We start from the raw sequence: 20585 nt of genomic DNA on the forward strand, positions 1-20585 counted from the left end.
GACACATCCACCTTTTCCTCCCCGGCGTCAACGACGGGGTATCCAAGGCGAATTCCTGATGACCATCGACTCCCCCACCGTCGGCCGAATCCTGCGCGCACAGGCGCGGAGCCGTCCGGATCGCGCGCTGCTGATCTGCGATGACGAGCGCCTCGATTACGTTACGGCCCAGCGCCGTTCGGCACGGCTCGCCCGCGGACTGATCGCACTCGGCGCGGGCAAGGGCACACATATCGGGTTGCTGTATCCCAATGGCGTCGATTTCGTCGTCGGAGCGCTCGCCGCGGCGCGGATCGGCGCGGTGGTCGTCCCGTTCTCGACCTTCGCCACCGCGCGGGAGATGCACCAGCAGTTGGTCGACGCCGATATCCGAATCTTGTTGGCGACCTCGGCGTATCGCTCCCACGACTACGTGCGACGGCTGAGCGATGTACTCACCGAGTCGCGATTCGGGGCGGGTGGACGTCTGCTCTGTAGCGCGGTCCCCCAGTTGCGTCATGTCGCGATCAGCTACGGCGGCGATATCCGCCGCCGTGTCCGCGATATCGGCGGGCTGGACCGGCTCGCGGAATCGGTGGACGACGAACTGCTCGAGGCCATGGAGAACGATGTCGACGGCTCCGATCCGCTGGCCGTCATCTACACCTCCGGTTCCACCAGCACCCCCAAGGGGGTGGTGCACACCCACGGCGCACTGCTCGAACACCAGACGAACCTGAACGGCATCCGCGGCCTGACCGAGGCCGACATCCTGTTCTGCAATTCGCCGTTCTTCTGGATCGGCGGATTCGGCTTCGGACTGCTCGCCACCTTGGTCGCCGGATCGACGCTCGTATGCTCGAATGCCACCGACGCCGGGGCGACCCTCGACCTGCTCGAAGCCGAGAAACCCACCGTGACGAATGGTTTCGCGGCCGGTGTCGCCCACCTGGCCCGCCATCCCAGTTTCGCCGCCCGCGATCTGTCCAGCATGCGCCGTGGCAATCTCTACGCGATCATGCCCGAGCAGGTGCGGCCGAGCGATCCGGAATTGCGTCACAATATGCTCGGCATGACCGAGGCGGGCAGCGTCCTGCTGATCAGCGACGACGACGGCGATCAACCCGAATCCCGGCGCGGATCGTTCGGCAGACCCGCGCCGGGATTCGACATCCGCGTCGTCGATCCCGACACCGGGGCCGAGGTGGCGGCGGGAGAGGTCGGCATCCTGTGCATTCGCGGGCCCTACGTCATGCAGGGCTACTACAAACGCAGCCGCGAGGAATGTTTCGACCCCGACGGGTGGTTCCACACCGGCGATCTGGTGCGGGTCGATGACGAGGGTTTCGTCTATTACCTCGGCCGACACGGTTCGATGATCAAGACCGCGGGAGCAAATGTGTCCCCCGTCGAGGTCGAGAAGGCCATCACCAAGATCACCGACTCCGTCGCGCACGTGATCGGACTTCCCGATCCGGACCGGGGGCAGGTGGTCGCGGCCGTGGTCGTGTCGCCCCACGGGGACGCACTCGACGAAACCGAGCTGCGCGAACGGCTCGGGACCGAACTCTCGGCGTACAAGATCCCCAAGCGGTTCATCTCGGTTCAGGCCGCGGACATCCCCCTGCTCTCCAGTGGCAAGGTCGATTCCCATCGACTCGGAAAGTTGTTCGATGCCTGAGGAAATCGCGACGACCGTCGATGAGCTGGTGCGACTGCGCGCCGTCCGCAATGGGGCGCAACCGGCGGTGATCGATCCGGAAGCTCGCCTGACCTACACCGAACTCGACAGCGCCACAAGGTATTCGGCCGCGGCCTTCGTGGAAGCCGGGATCGCCAAGGGCACCAGGGTCGGTCTGATCCTGCCCAACGGCGCCGAATGGGTGCGGATCGCGGTCGCGCTCACCCGCGTCGGCGCTGTCCTGGTTCCGCTGAGTACCCTGTTGCGGACACCGGAATTGGTCGCGCAGTTGAAAGTGGCCGCAGTGGAATTCTTGATAGCGGCCGAGGAATTCCGCGGGCATCGCTATCTCGACGGACTGCGCCGCGCCTTGGATGTGCCCTTCGGCGACGACGCTGCGATCCACCATCCGAAACTTCCCGCGCTGCGCCGGGCCTGGACCGTCGAACAGGCAACCGGACTGCCGCTCACCCCGGAGTCCGTCGAGGTCGCGGAGAGTTCGGCGGCTACCGTCACCGCCGCCGACCCACTGACGATCATGTTCACCTCGGGAAGTCGTGGCCTACCCAAGGGCGTGATCCACTCCCACGGAAACGCGATCGGCGCGGTGCGGTCCGGACTGCGCAGCCGGTGCATCGACGGCGATACCCGGCTGTATCTGCCGATGCCGTTCTTCTGGGTGGGCGGGTTCGGCGGCGGCGTGCTTTCGGCGCTGCTCGCGGGCGCGACCCTGGTCACCGAGGAGATCCCGCGTCCGGAGACGACATTGCGCCTACTGGAACGCGAACGGGTCACCCTGTTCCGCGGCTGGCCCGATCAGGCCGAAGCGCTCGCGCGCCAGGCGGATACGATCGGCGCAGATCTGTCCGCGCTGCGGCCGGGCAGCCTGGAGGCACTGCTGCCCACCGATCGGCGGTCACGCCCCGGCGCGCGCGCCAATCTGTTCGGCATGACGGAGTCGTTCGGACCGTACTGCGGATATCCCGCCGATACCGATATGCCCGAATCCGCCTTCGGCAGTTGCGGTCGGCCCTTCGACGGCATGGAGGTGCGTATCGCCGATCCGTCGGACGGCACACCGCTGGGTATCGGCTCCGTGGGGGAGATCCTGCTGCGTGGACCGCATATGCTGCGCCGTATATGCGGACGGACCCGCGAGGAGCTGCTGACCGTCGACGGTTTCTACCGCACCGGGGATCTCGGCCGACTCGACGCGGCCGGATTCCTGTTCTACCACGGCCGCTCCGACGATATGTTCAAGGTCAGCGGCGCGACCGTGTACCCGAGCGAGGTGGAGAAGGCGCTGCGCGCCGTCGCCGGGGTCGCGAACGCCTTCGTCACCGATATCGATCGAGGACGCGGCGATCAGGTGGCGGCCGCGGTGGTCTGCGACGGTTCGGCCACCGCCGCCGGAATTCGCGCGGCGGCGCGAGAACTGCTGAGTGCGTTCAAGATTCCGACGGTCTGGCTACTGCTGGATTCCGACGACCCCATCCCGCGCGGATCCACCGGCAAGGTCGATCTCGCCGGCCTGCGTGACCTGTTGTCCCGCAGAGGTTATGCGGCCCAGGTCACGACCGGGACCACGGATGTGTGATCGGCAACACCCCGGCGAACGATAAGGAACGCGACGCGAACGGATCGCTGGTCTGGGAACTTCCGGTCGCACCCCACGTCGTCAATACCTCGGGTGGATTACAGAGCGGACTGATCGCGACCCTCGCCGACATCGCGGCGGGCACCCTCGCGCTGGAGAACCGGCCACCGCACACGGGCGTGGTCACCTCGGATCTGAGCGTGCGCTATTTCCGCCCCATCGCCGGCGGCACGGCACGCGCCGTGAGCAAGGTCGTGCACGCGGGGCGGCGGTCGGTCGTCGTCCAGGTCGAAGTGATGGGGATGCCGGACAACCAATTGGCGGCGCTGGCAACGGTGAATTTCGCGACCGTCGACTTCGCGACGGACGCATCGGCTTCCAGCAGACGATAGAGCGAATCCGGCACCAGCTCTTTCAGTTCCGTCTCCGATGGCGCGGCCGCTCCGCGCCGCGGTTCCACCCCGGCGAAGGGCACCTGCCCCAGCCTGCGATCGGGTACGCCGACGACGCAGGCATCCCTGACCGCGAGATGGGTCAGCAGGACGGCGCACACGGTTTCGGGCAGAATCTTGAATCCCATTGGGGTGTCGGCATCCCCCTCGCCGCCCGATGGTGTCGTCTGAGTCGCCATAGTGTTCAGGATTCGTTCGTGGGCCGGTAGCAGAGGGCGAGTCGTCCAATCCCGCGTACTCGATGATGCCCGAGGTACTCGGCGTCCTTCCGTGCCGCATGACGATCGCGACGACGAGGGCGACCACACCCAGCGCGGACACCGTCCAGAACGTTTGCCCAGCAAAGGCGTCGCGGCGGCCCCGATGATGCCGGTGACGATGAGGGCCGAGTTGACAGCGGATGCCTGTCCGGACCATCGGTCCTCGCGCTGGCGCGCCACCGCGAGGTCTACCGAGTCGAATTCCAGTACGGCATTCTGTCCGGCATTCCGGCGAACTCGCGTCGACGATTTCCCCTCTGCTCCGCGAATCAGCTGTCCGCGACGGCCTGTTCGCGAGCCCACCGATAATCCGCCTTACCCGCGGGGCTGCGGCTGATGGCGGCCCGGAACACGACCGCCTTCGGGAGTTTGTATCGCGCAATCGATTCGGCGGCATGTCCCACCAATTCGTCGAAATCGGCGCTGCGCCCCTCGACGAGTTCAACGACCGCGACGACCTCCTGCCCCCACCGCTCACTCGGACGCCCGACGACGAGCACATCGGCGACGGCCGGATGCGAAGAGATCGCCATTTCGACCTCCTCCGCGAAGATCTTCTCGCCGCCGGAATTGATCGTGACGGCATCGCGGCCGAGCAATTCGATCGTTCCGTTCTCGAGATGTCGCGCACGGTCGCCAGGCAGCACATACCGCACACCGTCGATCACCGGGAAGGTCGCCGCGGTCTTGACGGCGTCTCCCTTGTAGCCGAGCGGGGTGAAGCGGCGTTTGGCCAACCAACCGAGCCCCTCGTGACCGGCGTCGAGTACCGCACCGAGATCCTCGGCGATCACCGAGGTATCGGCGCCCGCCGTGAATGTGCCGGTCGAGACGAATCCCGCCCCCGAGACGTGATGCAGTTGCGTCCCGGTCTCCGAGGAGCCGACACCGTCGAGGACGACCAGTCCCGGTACCGCCTCGATCCACTGTTGTTTGACCGGCGGGCTGAGCACGGCGCCGCCGTTGGCGATCGCCGCCAGTGAAGAAACGTCCGCGCCGGTAGCCGCGACCGCGGCCAGTAGCGGCCGGGCCATCGCGTCGCCGACCACGATCGCGATCGCCACCTTCTCGCGTTCGATGGTGCGAACGATCTCCGCGCCGTCGACGCGATCCACCACCGACGACAACACCACAGTCTGCCCCGTCGTCATTGCCGTCAGCACCGCCCACTGCGCCGCTCCGTGGATCAGTGGCGGCAACAGCATGAGTTTCACGCCGGGATTCGCCGCGGCCCGAGCCCGGATCTCGTCATAGGAACCCACCGTGGTGCCACTGCTGACATCCCCGCCGCCGCAGGCCGCCATGTAGATATCGTGCTGACGCCACAGCACACCTTTCGGCATTCCGGTCGTGCCGCCGGTATAGAGAACGTAGAGGTCGTCGGGCGAGGGTTCGACGGGCAGCGGGCCGGGTTCGGTTTCCGCGATCACCGTTTCGTAATCGACAGCGCCATCGAGCAATTCGTTACCGGAATCATCCGCGATCTGAATGAGGACACGCAGACCCGGCAGTTCGGCGCGAATCTCGGCGACCCTCGGGGCGAACGTCGCGTGATAGACGAGCGCGGTGGCCCCGGAATCCGCGAGCAGATGCTGGAGTTCGCTTTTCACGTACCGGTAATTGACGTTGAAGGGCGCGACACGCGCCCGAAAAGCACCCAGCAGGCTTTCGACGAATTCATTGCCGTTGTAGGCGTAGATGCCGAGCAGATCCTGGCCGACCTCGTGGCTGTCGAGCGCCGAGCGTTCGGTGTGGCAGCCCAACCCGCGCGAATGCAGGTACGCCGACAGCCGCTTGGACCGCTCGGCGATCTGGGCATAGGTGTGGCGGTGATCGCCCTGGATGACGAGATCTCGATCAGGAAGGGCCGCCGCGGCGGCGTCGGCCGCCCCGACGAGCGTGAACTGGGACGGATCGGACCCGGTCGCGGATGGGGACAACGTGACTCCTCGATCTTCTCCCCGCGCCTCGGCGCGGGCTGTACGGGTTGATGGGCGGGTTCCGATGCGCGCGAGAACCGTTCAGGCGTCGGCGGGGAGGCCGGGTAACCGGCCAGTGACCCTGCGCCGGTTACGCATACGCGCGGCCCGCAGCGCGACATCGATGAAGCCCTTGGTTCGGTCGCCGAAGGGCGGCGCCGCGATTCCGGTGATCGCGAACGGCAGGTCGGTGCCAGCGACGGTGCGCATATGACTGAAGGTGTCGAATCCCGTCTTACCGTGATACGCGCCCATTCCGCTGTGGCCGACACCGCCGAAGGGCGCGTTCTCCGAGAACATGTGGATGGCGAATTCGTTGCGCGCGACACCCCCGCTGCGGGTGCTCTCGACGAAGGTGCGGAAATCCGCCCGGTCCGGGCCGTACCAGTAGGCGACAAGGGGTGCGGGCCGCTGGTTCACGTAGTCGATGACATCGGCGAGTGCCGTGTACGGGCGGACGAGCAGCACCGGCCCGAAGATTTCCTCGGAGGCGATCCGCATTTCGTCGGTGATATCGCGAACGAGAGTGGGAGCGATCTTGCGCGCCGCGGGGTCGGGCAGGACTTCCCCCGGCGGGGCGATCGATTCGATCCGCGCGCCACGAGCGCGGGCATCCTCGACGAGGGCGAGTACCCGCTCGTAATTGGCCGTGTCGACCGAGGCGGTGTAATCCTCGTTGTCGAGGATCGCCGGGAACATATCGCGGAATCGCGCGCGCAACGCGTCGACGAAACCGTCGATACGGTTCTCGGGAACGAAAACGTAGTCGGGACACACACAGACCTGACCGCCGTTGACCATGCGGGCGCGCGCGATGCGGCCCGCCGCGTGCTCGATATCGGCGTCCGGGGCCACGACCACCGGATTCTTCCCGCCGAGTTCGAGGGTGACCGGCACCAGATTCTCGGCGGCGGCGCGCTGGACCAACCGGCCGACCCCGGTCGATCCGGTGAAGAAGAGATGGTCGAGCGGCAGCCGGGTGAACGCCGCACCGACCTCGGCGCCGCCGGTCACGACCGCGAACTCGGTCGGGTCGAAATAGGTGGCGGCCAGCGATCGCGTCAACTCCGCGGTATGCGCGGTGATCTCCGACATCTTGATCATGACCCGGTTACCGGCCGCGAACGCGGATGCCGCGGGCACGACCACGAGTTGGAGCGGGAAATTCCACGGACCGATGATCCCGACGACGCCGAGCGGTGACGGCCGGACTTCCGTGCGGACGCCGTACAGCCGAGACATGCGGCTCGCCCGCACGGGGCGCATCCACTTGGCGGTATGCGAGCGGGTGTGCTCGAACGCTGTGAGCATCCCCATGATCTCGGCGAACAGTGTGCCCGTTCGCGAGCGCGTCCCGAAATCACGGGACATCGCCTCGACGTATTCGTCGACATTGTCCAGGACCATGGCCAGCAGGCGGTCGATCCGATCCCGTCGCAGGGCCGCCGACGGCGGGCCCTCCCGCAGGAATGCCCGGCGTTGCCGTTCCAGGATCGTGGTCAATTCGGCCGGATCGGTGGATTCACCGGTTTCGAGGTCGTCGATGGGCTGGTCGGTGGCTCTGGTGTCCATACGTGATGTCTTTCCGGGGAAACTCAGGTGAGATCGAACGGACCTTCTGCGATGACGGTGGCGAGCTGACCGAGGTCGACCCCGAGGTCGGCGGTCGCGGCGATACACGCCGCCACATCTTTGCGAAGGAACGGGGCCGCGTACTGTTCGAATGTCGCGAAACCGCCGCTGCGGCGAATCGCGTCCGCCGCGAAACTGTTTCCGCTCGCCGCCGCCAGCGCGTGCAGGAGTTGGCTGTCCTCGATACCCAAGCGCCGTCCCACCTCGGCGGCGACGGCGACCAATTGCGCGTTCGCGGCGAACAGGGCGTTGTTCACCAATTTCACGCCCAGCGCGCTGCCGAGCGCGCCGGTCGCGATGATGGTGTCGGCGTAGGACGTCAGTACCGGGCGCACCGATTCGACGGATTCGGCGGGGCCGCCGAGCAATACCGTCAACTCCCCCGCCGCGATGTCCTCGGCCGAACCGCTCACCGGTCCGTCCAGCAGAATCGGGCCGTTCGGATGCGCCGCGGCCAGGTCCTGCACGGTCGAGACCACACCGGTCGTATGCGATACCACCACCGCGTCCGGGCGCGCGGTCGCCAGCACCCCTTCCGGCCCGTCCAGCACCTCGAGCAACTGTTGATCGGAGAACAGGCAGGCGATCACCACGTCGCCTGCGGCGGCGGCCTGTGCCGCCGAATCGACCACAACCGCGCCCGCGGCCCGCAGCCGCTCACGCACCGGTTCCTTGCGCGCGTAGACCACCGTCCGAAAACCTGCCCGCACCAGCCTGACCACCATCGGCTCACCCATCTGGCCTGCCCCCACAAACCCGACGACCTGCGACATTCGCGCACTCCCTCACTCGCGATGAGTCCGCGTCCGCCACCACGCGAAACGAGGGCCTGCCACGAACAGATAACCATCCAGTAATGGCAACTGTAACAGCGGACACTTGATAGGGACAGCGATATGCGGCAGTTTCCCGTCGATATGCCGGGTGGTACTAATTAGCATGGAGAACGGTCTCGGAACCAGCTTGTCCCGAGGTACCGGCGATATTCGACGCTCGACAGCACGAGGAGCACATGTGACCGGCCGACTCACGGACAAGGTGGCATTCATTACCGGGGCGGCGCGCGGGCAGGGCCGCGCCCACGCGGTCCGCATGGCGACCGATGGCGCCGACATCATCGCCGTCGATATCGCCGGCCCACTCCCCGAGGCGGTTCCCTACGATTCGGCGACCCCCGATGACCTCGCCGAAACCGTGCGACTGGTCGAGGCGACCGGCCGACGCATTCTCGCCTCCACCGTCGACACCCGGGATCTGGACGGACTGCGCAAGGTCGTGGACGAGGGGGTCGCCACCCTCGGACGGCTCGATATCATCGTGGCCAACGCGGGGATCTGTATTCCGCAGGCGTGGGACGCGATCACGCCGGAGTCGTTCCGCGATGTCATGGATGTCAATGTCACCGGCACCTGGAATACCGTCATCGCCGGGGCGCAGCACATCATCGATGGCGGTCGCGGCGGTTCCATCATCCTGATCAGCTCCGCGGCGGGGGTGAAGATGCAGCCGTTCATGGTGCACTACACGGCCAGCAAGCACGCGGTCACCGGAATGGCGCGTGGCCTCGCCGCCGAACTCGGCAAGCACAATATCCGCGTCAACAGTGTGCACCCGGGTGCGGTGAATACGCCAATGGGCAGTGGTGACATGAGGGCCGCACTGGAGCGCGCGCTGGAAACCAATCCGCTACTGGGGAATATGACGACACCGTTCCTGCCCGCCTGGATAGCGGAGTCGGAGGACATCGCCGATACCGTCAGCTGGCTCGCCAGCGACGAATCGCGTTTCATCACGGCCTCGAAGATCTCGGTCGACCTGGGTTCCACCCAGTACTGATTTCCGGCTATCCCGACGCGGCCGGCTCCAGGAAAGCGCAGGAAGAAATGACAGCCACCGACGCGCCTTTACTCCTGCTGCACGGCGTCATGATGTCGGAGACGGTGTGGGACGAGGTGATTCCGGCACTGGGCGACCGCCGCGAGGTGATCGCCATGACCGCCATGGGGCACCGGGGCGGGCCGCCCGCGACGCGCCATCCCACCCGGGTCGAGGATCTCATCGACGACGTGGAACGACGCCTGGATGATCTCGCGGTGCCGCGAGCGCATATCGCCGGTAATTCCCTCGGCGGCTGGATGTCGATCGAATTGGCGCGGCGCGGGCGGGCTGTCACCGTGTGCGCGATCTCGCCCGCCGGGTTCTGGGACACGGGGGCGGCGAGCAACCACGACGCGACAGCCCGGCTGCGACGCGAGGTCGCCCTCGCCCGCGTCGGTCGTCATCTCGCCGCACCCGCGATGCGCGTGCCGCTGCTGCGCCGCACGCTGTTACGCAATATCGCCGACCACGGCGACCGGATCACCGCCGCGCAGGCCACGAAGATCGTCGGCGACCTCACCGCCTGCGCCGTGTCCACCGACCTGCTGTCGACGCGGGCACAGATCGCGCCGCTGCGAGCCCTCCCCTGCCCGATCACCGTGGCGTGGGCCGAGCACGACCGGATCTTTCCTCCGTCCGTCAACGGCGTGATCGCGCGACTGCGACTCCCCGACGCCCGCTTCGTCGTTCTCAGCGGCGTCGGACACGTACCGATGATCGACGACCCGGCGCTGGTCGCCGCGACGATCCTCGAATCCATCGAGCGGGCCGACTCCTAGCCGCAATCGTTTCGCGCGAGGCGTAGTCCGCGCGCACCAGGGAATTGTGCGGCCGGACCGGATGACCGGTCGGCAGGTGGAGCGGACGTCTCCCGGCTACCGTGTGGCGACGGGAAACCAGCCGGTAGCCGAAGGGAATTCGGCGGAAGCAAGAATATTCCGGCTGAAACTTGTAGCGGGGCAGGTCCTAGTGGTCTTCTTGATGCGCGACCGGTGCGAAAGCTTCCATCCATCAGGAGTTTTCAGCGCACCGGGCGCACCCATGTACCACCACTGCGAGCAAAGGCGCTTTTCGCATGGACCACACTGCTTCGGGAGACGACCCGTCCTCCCGGTGCGACTACTACCGGCGTATCTGTGATCTCCCCGCCGTTCTCGACCCGTCTCATCCGGACAGGATCGTCATGCGGACCACCACTGTGTGGGGCTTGATCATGCCCGTGGCACTCGGGCAAGCGGTACAAGCCGATATGCGGAAGCGGCAGATCGACCTCGGGCCGATTCTGTCGCATCCGCGCTCACAGCACTGGTCATTTCTGATCAGGCCGGATCTACCCGAGGACGACAAGCTGTTCGCCGAGATGTTCCGATCGAACGTGTCCGTCGTGCGCAACGGCGGAACGATCGCATTACCCGGTCCCACGGACCGGTGTGCCGAATTCCGGGTGTGGGTGGAACCGCCGCGGTCGGCGTTCCGGCCGTCCGGGCTTGCGGTGATGGACGCGGTACGCGCGTGCGCGCCGCGGCGGGAACGCCGGACAGCGGTGTCCGCGTAATCGCACGGCCACCACGATCGCCGTGCCGGAGGCGGATTCCTGAGCCGTAGCCGTCGGCCGGGGCATACCCGGCCGACGAGCCCCGAGCTCGCGACAATCCCGCCCCAGCCGTCGAATTCGTGCGGTGGGGACGCCCGAGTCAGGGAAGGTATACCCGACTCGCCAGCCAGCGCCCGTCTACCAGTTCCATGGTCATGTTCACCCGGCTGCGATCGACCTTCGGATCGGTCGACGCCGTATTGGTCACCGTCTGGTCGATGAACAGCAGCACTTCCACCTTCGTCGGCGTCACGGATTTCACCGCGGCATCGAGCACTGTGCCCTTGCCGGTCGCCTTGTTCTCCAGCAGCAGCTGGCGCAGCTGTCCACTCGAGCGGGTGTACATATCCTTGAACTCGCCGGTGGATCCGTCGAGTACCGCGGTGATATCGCGATCGAGATTGCTGGAATCAACGCTTGTCAACGTCACCGCGAAGGTGCGCGCCGCGTCCAGACCCGCGGCGGCGGCATCGTCCTCATCGCCTGCCTGCTTCACGTTCCATCCGAAGATCGCCGCGAGCACCACGGCGACCACGGCAACCAGAATGAGTAGCGGAAGGCGGATCTTGCGCCAGAGCAGAACCGCGAACATCTTTCGGATCGCCCATGTGGACGGCATCACGACGTCGGGCTGGGCAGGGGTGTCCTCGGCTTTCTCCACGTCCGCTACCGGGGCGGTCGAATCCTTCGCCATCGATACCGACTGTTCCTCGTCGCCGGGGTGCGCGTCGGTGGTGGCCCTATCGATCTCGGTGGTCTCGTTCATCGCGTGATTCCTTGTGTCGCAACTAGCGGGGATTCGGGCGTCGCCGGTCAGCGAGGCGGGGAGGGAGCACCCCGGCCGGATTCGACCGGAGGTAGCGGCAGTGGGATGCTGAGCGGGCCGATGGGTGCGGGCGTCGCCGTCCGATCGGAGGGCCGGCCCGGCGGCGGGGCGCCCGGAATCGGCTCCCCTGGCGGGCGTGGTGCGTTGCGCGCGCCGCGCACCAGGAGCGCGGGATCGTCACTGCGACAGTAGGTATACAGATACGGTTCGGAATAGTCGCCGAGCGACGGCGGTCTGCGCGGATGGTCGTACTTGCACGACGGTCTCGGATAGAGATTGACCAGCCCCCAGAAACCTCCGTCGTGCATGACCGAAATCAGCGCCTCCAGGGTCGATCCGTCACGTTGGGTCGGGAAAAAGAACTCCTGGAAAGCCGGAACACGCGAATTCGTCAGCTGCGCGACGGTGGACAGGTTCGTCAGCATCCCGACGACCGCAGCGGAATTGTCCGACAGCACCGCGTCCACCGCGGCGAGGGTGCCCGGCGCCGCGCCGAGCAGATCGACGTATCCTCCGGTCTTCGCCTCGACACCGCGCGTGAATCGAGCGGCGTCACCGGAGAATTCGGTCAGTGTCGGCGCCCCTCGACCGACCGTGGCGAGCACCGTCTTGCTGTCGCGCAGCAGTGCGACCGTCTGCGGGAGGATCGAATCCAGTGTGGCGATCAGGAATACGCCGCCATCGAGGATGTCGGTCAACTTGTCCGGCCCCTCCGGCCCCGCCCCGAGTTCATCGACGACCGCCGCCAACTGCGCCGGATCGACCTGTGCCAGGGTGGAATCCATCTTGCCGAGCATCTGCCACAGCTGCACCGGCGTCGAGGTCCTCTCCGCCGAAATCTCCGTCCCGTCGCTGAGGTAAGGCCCGGTCAGCCGGGTGGGACGGAAGTCGAGGTACTGCTCCCCCGCCGTCGACAGACTGATCACGTCGACTGTGCCGTCATCGGGCACGCGCACCTCGGCCGCGATACTCGCGACCGCGACCACACCCCGCGGCTCGAAGTCGACCGATCTGACCACTCCGATGGGCACTCCACGCAGCGTCACATCCTGGCCCGCCAGCAGACCCCCGGATTGCGCGAGATGAACGCGCACCGTGATCGTGGTCGCGGTCGGATCGAGGCCGAGCGCTCCGAACACCAGATACGTCGCGCCGACCGCCATCGTGATGCCGAGCGCCACGACCGACAGCACCGACCGATGTGGGCGCCCGACCCGGATCGCGGCGACCAGCATCCGCGCGGGTGTATCCGCGACCGCCGCCGCGATCGCGGCGACTCGCGCGCCGCTCCCGGTCATCGGCCCGGTCCGAGTACGCGGTCGCGCAGTGTGAGCAGGGTGTAGGTGAGGGTGCCGACCAGCCCCGCCCAATCCTGGGCGCCGGGTACGTGCGCGCCGGGATCGGCCGGGTGGAACGGATCGGGCAGCGCGCCCACCGCGAAATCCGCCAGATCGACATTGCCGTGCGCCGAGGTTCCGCTGCTCAGCTTCAGTATGGTCGGGAGCAGCGCGTTCATCGCGTACAGGCTGGCGTCCGGATTCAGCGCGGCGTTGTTCAGCCCGGCGGCGAGCTGATCGAGATTCGCGATCAGACCGCCGGTTTCGCCGCCCCGGATCACCGGGAACTTCGCCAACTGCGCGCTGATGTCGTCCACCGTGCGCACCAGGGCCAGCGCTTGCGCGGCACTGGCGTCGATGGTGGTGGCCGCGGGGCCTGCGGCATCGAGGAATTCGTCGATGACGCCCTGTTGGGCCGCCAATTCGCGCACCAGCCTGTCGGTTTCGGAAAGTGTGAGGCGAATATCGTCGCTACGGGCGGCCAGCGACCGAACCAGCAGGGTGGACTGGTCGAGCAGCGCGCCGAGATGATCACCGCGATCACCGACCGAGCGCCCCAATCCGTTGACCACGGTCGTCAGATTGCGAATGGCGCCACCGTTGACCAACAGTGCGGCGGTCGTCAGCAATTCCTCGACGGTCGCGGCGGCCGAGGTGGACTGCACCGGGATGGCATCGCCGTCGCGCATCGCCGCCGTCGTCGGCGATGCGTCCGCGGGCGCGCTGAGCGCGACGTAGACATCACCGAGCGGGGTGGCGGTGCGCAGTTGCGCGCGGGTGCCGACCGGCAGGGTGACCTCCTGCTCGATACGCAATGTCACCATGGCCGTGTAATCGGAGACCGTCATCTCCGACACCTCCCCGACATCGGCGCCCGCGAGGCGAACCTTGGCCTTCGTCGGAAGATTCAGCGCGTTGGCGAAACTCGCGTGGATGCGGTAGCCGGACCCGCCCGCCCCCGGCGCGGACAGCGGGAGGTCGCCCAGCCCGACCGCGCATCCGGAGGTGGTCACGAGGAGGGCCGTAGCGAAGGCGGCGGTCCCGAGCAGGGGATATCTCTGTCTCATCGTGGCAGCCTCGTCATGGCCTCCAGCAGGTCGGTGATTCCGAAATCCGGGCCGAAGTCCTGCAATGTTCCTGTGCTACAACCCAATTGGCGCAAACCGAGGATATTGCACACTTCCTTGACGATCTGACCGTCGAAGAAGACCCGATCGAGCAGCGCGTGAATCCGGGCGCCACCGGTCTGCTGATCTACCGCGTTGAATCCGTTGGCGAGCAGTAGCGGTGTCAGATCCAGGAATTCGGCCAGCTCGCCGCGATAGTCCGCGAGGGCGCGCATCACCGTATTCGTGTCGGCGACAGTGGAACGCATGGCCTCACGGTTCGCGGTCAGCAACTCGTCGGCCTGGCGCATGATCGTGGTGATCTGCGCCCCGGTCGCACCCGTGCCGATATCGAGTTGGGCGAGCATATCGCCCAATTGGCCGGAGGCGGCGCCGAAATCGCGGATGACCTGGTCGTTGTCCGCGGCTGCCGCCACCAACGCCGACAATTCGTTCACGACCCGCGTCACCGAATCACGAGTCTGCGCCCCCGCGTCGTCGCCGAGGCGCAACGCCCGCGCCAACTCGTCCATGGTGGCGCGCAACTCGCCGCCATTACCGCCGGTCGCCGACGCGGCGACCGCGAGCAGTCGTGCGATCGGGCCATCACCGTTCTGTCTGCCCTGCAATCCGCCGGACATCCGGTCGGCCATCGCGATCAGCCGGTCGACACCGACCGGGGTGCGGGTGCGGTCCAATGCCAACTGCGCGCCGTCGCGCAATGCCTCCCCGCCCCGGTACACGGGCGTGAACTCCACGTGCCGGTCGGTGAGCACCGAGGTCGACAGCGTGACCGCGGTGGCATCCGCGGGGATCTTCACCTCGCCATCGATGCGCATCGTCACCTCGACATGGGTTCCCTTCGGAGAAATCTCGGTCACCTCACCGACCGGCATCCCGAGTACCGCGACGGCGTTGCCGACATACAGCCCCGCGGCGTTGTCGAATCGCGCCACGACCGTGATGCCGCCGGAGCCCGACGCGAACGGGCCGCCCGCGCAGCCGACCACCGCGCAGACCGCGACCGCGATGGCGGCACGCAGAACCTTCATCACTGTTCTCATCGGCAATCTCCGAAATACTCCGGCAGGCTCAGCTGGTCGGCGCGGCCGCTCAGTGCGCACATCCACGAGTCGACGAGCACACCGGCCGGTGCGTCGAAGTCGATGGAATTTCCATTACCCGAGGCGTTGGTGAGGTTGCGGACCGAGACGGGCAGGATCTCCATGATGTTGCGCAGCAGGTCGTCGTGGCGGGCCAGACTCCCGAACAGGCCGCGCAGTCCATCCAGCAACTCGTCCACCTTCGGCCGGTCGTCGACGACGATGCTCCGGATCTGTTCGACCAAGCGCGTGGTCGCCGACATCAGCAATTCGATCGCGCCGCGGCGAGCGGTGATGTCGCGCAGTAGATCTCGCCCCACCGTCACGATCGCGGAAACATCGGACCGCTGGCTGGTCACGACCGAGGTCAGCTCACGCACTCCGGCCAGCAGTGACCCGAGTTCGTCGCGACGGCTGCCGAGAATACCGGCGAGCGCGCGGATATTGGCGAGAACACCGGGTAGCACGGCGGGCACCCCGTCGAGCTGGGTGGCCAGCGCGTCGAGAGATGTCCCGATCCGCGCGGCATCGATCTGCTCGAACGTGGTGGTGGCGTTCTCCAGCGCTTGTTGCAGATCGTAGGGAACCGCCGTGTGTGACAGCGGGATTCGACGATCGCCGACCTCGCCGCCGCCCGCGGGCCGCAATTCGAGGTAGCGGGCGCCCAGCAGCGTGGTCAGTTTGATCGCGGCCGTGGTCTCGGCGCCCAGACTCACCTCCCCATCGATCCGGAAGGTGACGACGACGCGGTCGCCCGCCAATTCCTGCTCGGTGACCGCTCCGACCGACACACCGGCTACGGTGACGCCGTCACCGACGCGCAGACCCGCCGCCTGCGTGAATTCGGCTTCGTAGCTACGCTCACCGACACCGAGGGAGTTGAATCCGAGCGTGACGGCCAGGACCGCTATCAGCGCGGTCAGCGCGACCACGCCGAGGATTCGTGAGTTCCGTGCTTCGAGTGGCCGCCCGATCACGAAGATCCAGCGCCCGATACGAGGTGGCAGTGTCATCGGTTCTCACCTGCACATCGGTGATTGCGTGACGGTTCCCGACGGTGCTGCCATCCTGACGATGGCCGGGATGATCTCCGACAGGGCCGGGATCGCCGTGAAGTTGAGATTGCACAGGTAGACATTCATATTCGAGCCCTCCTGGCTCACCCGCGCGATGCCCTTCAGCAACGCGGGCAGGTTGAATCCGAGATAGGCGAACTGGTCCTTGTTCTCCTCGAAATGCCGGGTGAATCCCGGTTCGCGGTTGAGCATCTGCTCGAGGGCCGGGCGATCCTCGGCCACGACCGCCGCCATCCGATCCGCCACCTGCGACACCTCGGTCAATGTCGTCAGGAATTCATCGCGATGACGGGCGAGACCGTCGACGATCGTGCGCGTCTGGCTGATCAGTGTGCCGAGATCGCCGCGCCGCGCCGCCAGACTCCGCACCACCTGGGTCAGATTCGTGATGACCGATCCGAGTATCCGGTCCGGACCCGCCAGCGACTGCGCGAGCGTCGACATCTGCTCGATCAGCAACGTCAGTGCACCCGCGTCGCCTTGCAGAGCTGTCACCAAGGCCGCGGTCAGATTGTCGACCTGCTTCGGATCGAGTCCGCCGAACAGTGGCTCGAAGCCGTTGAGCAGCGCGGAAAGGTCGAAGGACGGCTCGGTGCGCTCCACCGGAATCTCCGCGCCCCCTGGCAATTCGGCTGGCTGACCGGAATCACCGCGCGACAGGCCGAGATAACGCTGGCCGATGACGTTCTGGTAGGTGATGGCGGCCTCGGTGTCACCGTAGAGCTTCTGCCTGTCCTGCACCCGGAAGCGGACGCGAGCGCGTGTTCCGTCGAGTTCGACCGCGTCGACGCGGCCGACTCGGACACCGGCCATCCGGACATCGTCGCCGACGCGCAGCCCGGTCACATCGGTGAAGATCGCCGAGTACGACCTGGTGGAACCGTCGATACCGCGATGCAGCGTCACGAAGGTCATCCAGATGAGTCCGAAGGCGACGACCAGGAAAAGGCTGACCCCGATCGCCGAGCGGCGAAAGTTCGTCATCGAACACCTCCGGCATCGGGCGTTGCGCTGGTCAGCGGGCGGGCCAGGAACGTCTCCGCGGCATTGGCATCGCCGCCGAGGACTCGGCCGATGATTTCCCGCATTTCCGGGCTCAGTGGGGGCAGGGGGATCGATCGCGGGTCCATCACCGCGGGCAACGGCGCGACGGTCGCCTCGGTGGGCGCGGTCCGGCAGCTCGGGCCTTCCAGATCGCCGTACCTCGGGCAGTCCGCTCGCGTGTACTGGGTATCGGGGGTCACCCTGATCTGGAATTTCCCGGTTCCGCTCTGCGTGTCCTCGTTCCAGAATTCGGCGAACCACACGTCCGACAGTCGTTTGATCCGGCCGACGATGGGACCGAAAGTCGAACTGCCCGCCGCGAATACATCCAACACGGGGGTGAGCTGTTCGGTCGCGGTGACGACCTCGTCGACGTGGTCGTCCAGGCCGGTCCCGGCCCTTGACAACGTGGCGGTGCCCGCCGCGAGCAGATCGAGGAGTTCACCGTCGCGCTCCACTACCGTGCGCATCGGGAGGACGGCGTGATGCAGGACATCGAGCAGATCCGGTGCGGCCGTGGCCAAACCCCGCACCGAGTCGGTCAGCGCGGACATGGCCGAGGGCTGACCGGGCGGCGCGATCTGCGCGCCGAGTTCCCCGGTGATGCGATCGAGCTGGACGCCCGCCTGCACGATATCCGCGCCGCGCCGGTCCGTGGCCTTGGACACCGCGGCGAGAACGCCGACGGTGTCACTCGTCCCGATTCTGGCCGTGGCGGCGACGATATCGCGCAGTTCGGTCAGCGCGGTCTGTAGCTGCACGGTGGACAGACTTTCGTCCTGCTCGATCTCCGCCCCGGCTCGCAACGCCGGTCCCGGTCCGTTCTCGACCAACTGCACCGAGGACACCGCGAAGATATTGCTCGGCACCACCCGTGCCGTGACCGAGTTCGGAATACTCGCCAGCGAGCCCGGATCCAATCGCAGGCGAACGCGACTCGTGCCGCCGTCGATCGACGGCGCGACATCGGCGACCGTCCCCACCAGCACGCCGCGAAACTTCACATCCGAGTTCGGCGGCAGTCCGTCGCCCACCTGGTCGAGCAGGGCGACGACCTCGGCCTTCGAATCGAAGGTGCCCGCCGATTTCATGAGCACCAGACCCAGACCCACCGCGATGACCACGGCGATGACCACCCCGCGCAGCAACAGCGCGCCGGCGGAGGGGCCGCGTCCGTCCTTGTCGAACAGCACCGACATCGGCTCAACCTCCCAGCCGCGCACTGGCTCCGATACCCCACAGGGCCACGGTCAGTAGCAGATTGACGATGATCATCACCGAAATCGCCGCGCGCATCGCACGCCCGGCCGCGATGCCGACGCCCTGCGGACCGCCTGCGGCATAGAACCCGTAGTAGCACTGGATCGTGGTCGTCAACACGACGAAGACGACGGCTTTGAGCAGCGAGTAGGCGATGTCGGGCCCGTTCAGCACGAGTTGGAAGTAGTGGTGATAGGTGCCGACGGAAAGGCCGCCCGATGCCGCGACCACGAATTCGACAGCCAGATAATTGACCGCGAGGCAGACCAGATACAGCGGGATGATGGCGACCACCGACGCCAGCAGCTTGGTGCTGACCAGATACGGAATGGACCGAATGGCCATCGACTCCATCGCATCGATTTCCTCGGCGATACCCATCGCGCCGAGTTGCGCGGTGAAACGGCATCCCGCCTGTGCGGCGAAGGCCAGCGACGCCATGATCGGCGCCAATTCACGCGTCGATGCGGTGGAGGCGACCAAACCGATCGCGGGTTCCATACCGAGCAGGTGCAGCGCGTTGTAACCCTCGAGTCCGACGATCGCGCCACCGGCCGCGCCGAGCACGATGATGACGCCCGCCGTCCCGCCGCCGACGACGATCGAGCCATTTCCCCACACGACATCCGACAGGGTGCGCATGAATTCGGTGCGATAGTGTCGAAGCATCACCGGAATCGAGGCGGCGGCACGCACGAAGAATGTGATCATATGCCCCAACCGCATGAATGCGGTACCGAGGAATCGCGAATACCTGATCACCGCTCGGGTGCCGGTCGGGTAATACGTCGCCGCCATTACAGACCCTGCCTGGGGAACAGCATCATGAACAACTGGGTGAACAGCACGTTGACGATCATCAGCAGCAGGATCGAGGAGACGACGGTGGAATTCACGGAATTCGCGACACCGGCCGGGCCGCCTTTGGTGGTCAAACCTTTGTGACAGGCGACCACCGCGACGATGGCGCCGTAGACGACGGCCTTGATCATGGTCAGCACCATGTCGCCGACCGTGGCGAAGGACGCGAAGGTCACCACGAAACTTCCGGGCGCGCCACCCTGGGCGAAGACGTTGAACACATAGCCCGCGACGAATCCGACGAAACACACGACCCCGGTGAGGGATACGCCGATGACGATGGCCGCCGCGAAACGGGGTACAACCAGGCGCCGGATCACCGACAATCCCATGATCTCCATCGCGTCGAGCTCTTCGCGGATCTTGCGGGATCCGAGATCGGCACAGATGGCCGAACCGACGGCCGAGGCCATCAGCAGTGCCGCGACCATCGGCGCACCCTGCCTGATCACCGCGAGACCGCTGGCCGCCCCGGCGAGCGAGGTAGCGCCGACCTGACCGGCGAGCAATCCGAATTGAATGGACAGCGTGACGCCGATCGGCAATGCGACGAATATCGTCGGAAGTACCGCCGCCGACGCCATGAACGCGGCCTGCTGGATACATTCGCGAAAAGGCAGCCGGCCCGTCACGATATCGATCAGCAGAAACCGCACCGTGCGCATGCCGAGCAGGAACTGGCCGCCGACCGTTTCCAGCGCTACCGCCGGATGCCGCTCGAGATAGCCTCGAAACCAGGTGAGGACTTCCCTGGTCGCCGACATGGCGGCCGGCGTCGAGCCTTGTTCTTCATCGCCTTCGGCTACCGCGGCGCGGAAACGGTTCATCATGGTTCTGAACGTCTCCATTCGAGTGAGTTCGCGCGCCGCAAATGCGCTTCCCAGAGTGTGCGTGGGCCGACGACGTCAAGTCAATAGAAA

General features: G+C 66.4%; 18 protein-coding genes and 1 pseudogene. 6 read left to right on the top strand and 13 right to left on the bottom strand.

Features of this window, described 5'->3' with window-relative positions:
* The first annotated feature begins 58 nt into the window (after positions 1-58).
* From ABZS43_RS28520 to ABZS43_RS28530, 3 genes are read left to right on the top strand one after another with little or no spacing between them, the layout of a single operon-like run.
* Positions 59-1660 carry a class I adenylate-forming enzyme family protein gene (locus ABZS43_RS28520; RefSeq protein ID WP_355039063.1) on the top strand — a complete coding sequence of 534 codons (1602 nt, stop codon included), beginning with the start codon at positions 59-61 and terminating at the stop codon, positions 1658-1660.
* Positions 1653-3257 (top strand): class I adenylate-forming enzyme family protein, encoded by a 1605-nt coding sequence (locus ABZS43_RS28525; protein ID WP_355039064.1) that lies wholly within the window; start codon positions 1653-1655, stop codon positions 3255-3257. Before ABZS43_RS28520 ends, ABZS43_RS28525 begins: the two co-directional genes overlap by 8 nt.
* Positions 3254-3649, top strand: a complete 396-nt coding sequence (locus tag ABZS43_RS28530) for a PaaI family thioesterase (protein ID WP_355039065.1) — start codon at positions 3254-3256, stop codon at positions 3647-3649. Before ABZS43_RS28525 ends, ABZS43_RS28530 begins: the two co-directional genes overlap by 4 nt.
* Positions 3650-3660: 11 nt before the next feature.
* Here the strand turns inward: ABZS43_RS28530 and ABZS43_RS28535 are convergent.
* From ABZS43_RS28535 to ABZS43_RS28550, 4 genes and pseudogenes are all read right to left on the bottom strand, one after another.
* A pseudogene (locus tag ABZS43_RS28535) lies at positions 3661-3834 on the bottom strand (long-chain fatty acid--CoA ligase); the annotation flags it as partial.
* A 404-nt stretch (positions 3835-4238) separates the two neighbouring features.
* Positions 4239-5909 carry an acyl-CoA synthetase gene (locus ABZS43_RS28540; RefSeq protein WP_355039066.1) on the bottom strand — a complete coding sequence of 557 codons (1671 nt, stop codon included), beginning with the start codon at positions 5907-5909 and terminating at the stop codon, positions 4239-4241.
* An 81-nt stretch (positions 5910-5990) separates the two neighbouring features.
* Positions 5991-7520, bottom strand: coding sequence for a coniferyl aldehyde dehydrogenase (locus tag ABZS43_RS28545; RefSeq protein ID WP_355039067.1), 1530 nt, complete (start codon positions 7518-7520; stop codon positions 5991-5993).
* 23 nt (positions 7521-7543) lie between these two features.
* Complete coding sequence (locus ABZS43_RS28550; RefSeq protein ID WP_355039068.1) at positions 7544-8353, bottom strand: NAD(P)-dependent oxidoreductase; 810 nt, start codon at positions 8351-8353, stop codon at positions 7544-7546.
* Positions 8354-8594: 241 nt separating this feature from the next.
* Here ABZS43_RS28550 and ABZS43_RS28555 point away from each other — a divergent pair, with 241 nt between their 5' ends.
* From ABZS43_RS28555 to ABZS43_RS28565, 3 genes are all read left to right on the top strand, one after another.
* Complete coding sequence (locus tag ABZS43_RS28555) at positions 8595-9416, top strand: mycofactocin-coupled SDR family oxidoreductase (protein WP_355039069.1); 822 nt, start codon at positions 8595-8597, stop codon at positions 9414-9416.
* Positions 9417-9463: 47 nt separating this feature from the next.
* Positions 9464-10237, top strand: a complete 774-nt coding sequence (locus tag ABZS43_RS28560) for an alpha/beta fold hydrolase (protein WP_355039070.1) — start codon at positions 9464-9466, stop codon at positions 10235-10237.
* 296 nt (positions 10238-10533) lie between these two features.
* Complete coding sequence (locus tag ABZS43_RS28565; RefSeq protein ID WP_355039071.1) at positions 10534-11013, top strand: DNA-directed RNA polymerase subunit beta; 480 nt, start codon at positions 10534-10536, stop codon at positions 11011-11013.
* 139 nt (positions 11014-11152) lie between these two features.
* Here ABZS43_RS28565 and ABZS43_RS28570 read toward each other — a convergent pair whose 3' ends face one another.
* Genes ABZS43_RS28570 through ABZS43_RS28610 form a run of 9 tightly spaced genes read right to left on the bottom strand, consistent with a single transcriptional unit; the run spans position 11153 to position 20429 of the window.
* A complete protein-coding gene (locus ABZS43_RS28570) occupies positions 11153-11818 on the bottom strand; it encodes a hypothetical protein (protein ID WP_355039072.1) in 666 nt (221 codons plus the stop codon).
* Positions 11819-11865: 47 nt separating this feature from the next.
* A complete protein-coding gene (locus ABZS43_RS28575) occupies positions 11866-13176 on the bottom strand; it encodes an MlaD family protein (protein ID WP_355039073.1) in 1311 nt (436 codons plus the stop codon).
* Positions 13173-14282 (bottom strand): MlaD family protein, encoded by a 1110-nt coding sequence (locus ABZS43_RS28580; RefSeq protein WP_355039074.1) that lies wholly within the window; start codon positions 14280-14282, stop codon positions 13173-13175. The genes ABZS43_RS28575 and ABZS43_RS28580 overlap by 4 nt, the downstream gene beginning before the upstream one ends.
* Complete coding sequence (locus ABZS43_RS28585) at positions 14279-15373, bottom strand: MCE family protein (RefSeq protein WP_355039075.1); 1095 nt, start codon at positions 15371-15373, stop codon at positions 14279-14281. The genes ABZS43_RS28580 and ABZS43_RS28585 overlap by 4 nt, the downstream gene beginning before the upstream one ends.
* Positions 15374-15381: 8 nt before the next feature.
* Complete coding sequence (locus tag ABZS43_RS28590; protein ID WP_355039076.1) at positions 15382-16437, bottom strand: MCE family protein; 1056 nt, start codon at positions 16435-16437, stop codon at positions 15382-15384.
* A 6-nt stretch (positions 16438-16443) separates the two neighbouring features.
* Entirely contained in the window at positions 16444-17484 is a 1041-nt protein-coding gene (locus ABZS43_RS28595; RefSeq protein ID WP_355039077.1) for an MlaD family protein, read from the bottom strand.
* Positions 17481-18743, bottom strand: coding sequence for an MCE family protein (locus tag ABZS43_RS28600; RefSeq protein WP_355039078.1), 1263 nt, complete (start codon positions 18741-18743; stop codon positions 17481-17483). The genes ABZS43_RS28595 and ABZS43_RS28600 overlap by 4 nt, the downstream gene beginning before the upstream one ends.
* 4 nt (positions 18744-18747) lie before the next feature.
* Positions 18748-19602 (bottom strand): ABC transporter permease, encoded by an 855-nt coding sequence (locus tag ABZS43_RS28605; RefSeq protein ID WP_355039079.1) that lies wholly within the window; start codon positions 19600-19602, stop codon positions 18748-18750.
* Positions 19602-20429 (bottom strand): ABC transporter permease, encoded by an 828-nt coding sequence (locus ABZS43_RS28610; protein WP_355039123.1) that lies wholly within the window; start codon positions 20427-20429, stop codon positions 19602-19604. Before ABZS43_RS28610 ends, ABZS43_RS28605 begins: the two co-directional genes overlap by 1 nt.
* Positions 20430-20585 lie beyond the last annotated feature (156 nt).

Source organism: Nocardia sp. NPDC005366 (assembly GCF_040606855.1).
GTDB lineage: Bacteria > Actinomycetota > Actinomycetes > Mycobacteriales > Mycobacteriaceae > Nocardia.

Coding starts and splice junctions, on each gene's coding strand:
- ABZS43_RS28585 (WP_355039075.1), bottom strand. CDS start 15,373: ATGAAGGTTCTGCGTGCCGCCATCGCGGTCGCGGTCTGCGCGGTGGTC.
- ABZS43_RS28570 (WP_355039072.1), bottom strand. CDS start 11,818: ATGAACGAGACCACCGAGATCGATAGGGCCACCACCGACGCGCACCCC.
- ABZS43_RS28560 (WP_355039070.1), top strand. CDS start 9,464: ATGACAGCCACCGACGCGCCTTTACTCCTGCTGCACGGCGTCATGATG.
- ABZS43_RS28545 (WP_355039067.1), bottom strand. CDS start 7,520: ATGGACACCAGAGCCACCGACCAGCCCATCGACGACCTCGAAACCGGT.
- ABZS43_RS28550 (WP_355039068.1), bottom strand. CDS start 8,353: ATGTCGCAGGTCGTCGGGTTTGTGGGGGCAGGCCAGATGGGTGAGCCG.
- ABZS43_RS28600 (WP_355039078.1), bottom strand. CDS start 18,743: ATGTCGGTGCTGTTCGACAAGGACGGACGCGGCCCCTCCGCCGGCGCG.
- ABZS43_RS28595 (WP_355039077.1), bottom strand. CDS start 17,484: ATGACGAACTTTCGCCGCTCGGCGATCGGGGTCAGCCTTTTCCTGGTC.
- ABZS43_RS28605 (WP_355039079.1), bottom strand. CDS start 19,602: ATGGCGGCGACGTATTACCCGACCGGCACCCGAGCGGTGATCAGGTAT.
- ABZS43_RS28610 (WP_355039123.1), bottom strand. CDS start 20,429: ATGTCGGCGACCAGGGAAGTCCTCACCTGGTTTCGAGGCTATCTCGAG.
- ABZS43_RS28590 (WP_355039076.1), bottom strand. CDS start 16,437: ATGACACTGCCACCTCGTATCGGGCGCTGGATCTTCGTGATCGGGCGG.
- ABZS43_RS28580 (WP_355039074.1), bottom strand. CDS start 14,282: ATGAGACAGAGATATCCCCTGCTCGGGACCGCCGCCTTCGCTACGGCC.
- ABZS43_RS28525 (WP_355039064.1), top strand. CDS start 1,653: ATGCCTGAGGAAATCGCGACGACCGTCGATGAGCTGGTGCGACTGCGC.
- ABZS43_RS28565 (WP_355039071.1), top strand. CDS start 10,534: ATGGACCACACTGCTTCGGGAGACGACCCGTCCTCCCGGTGCGACTAC.
- ABZS43_RS28520 (WP_355039063.1), top strand. CDS start 59: ATGACCATCGACTCCCCCACCGTCGGCCGAATCCTGCGCGCACAGGCG.
- ABZS43_RS28575 (WP_355039073.1), bottom strand. CDS start 13,176: ATGACCGGGAGCGGCGCGCGAGTCGCCGCGATCGCGGCGGCGGTCGCG.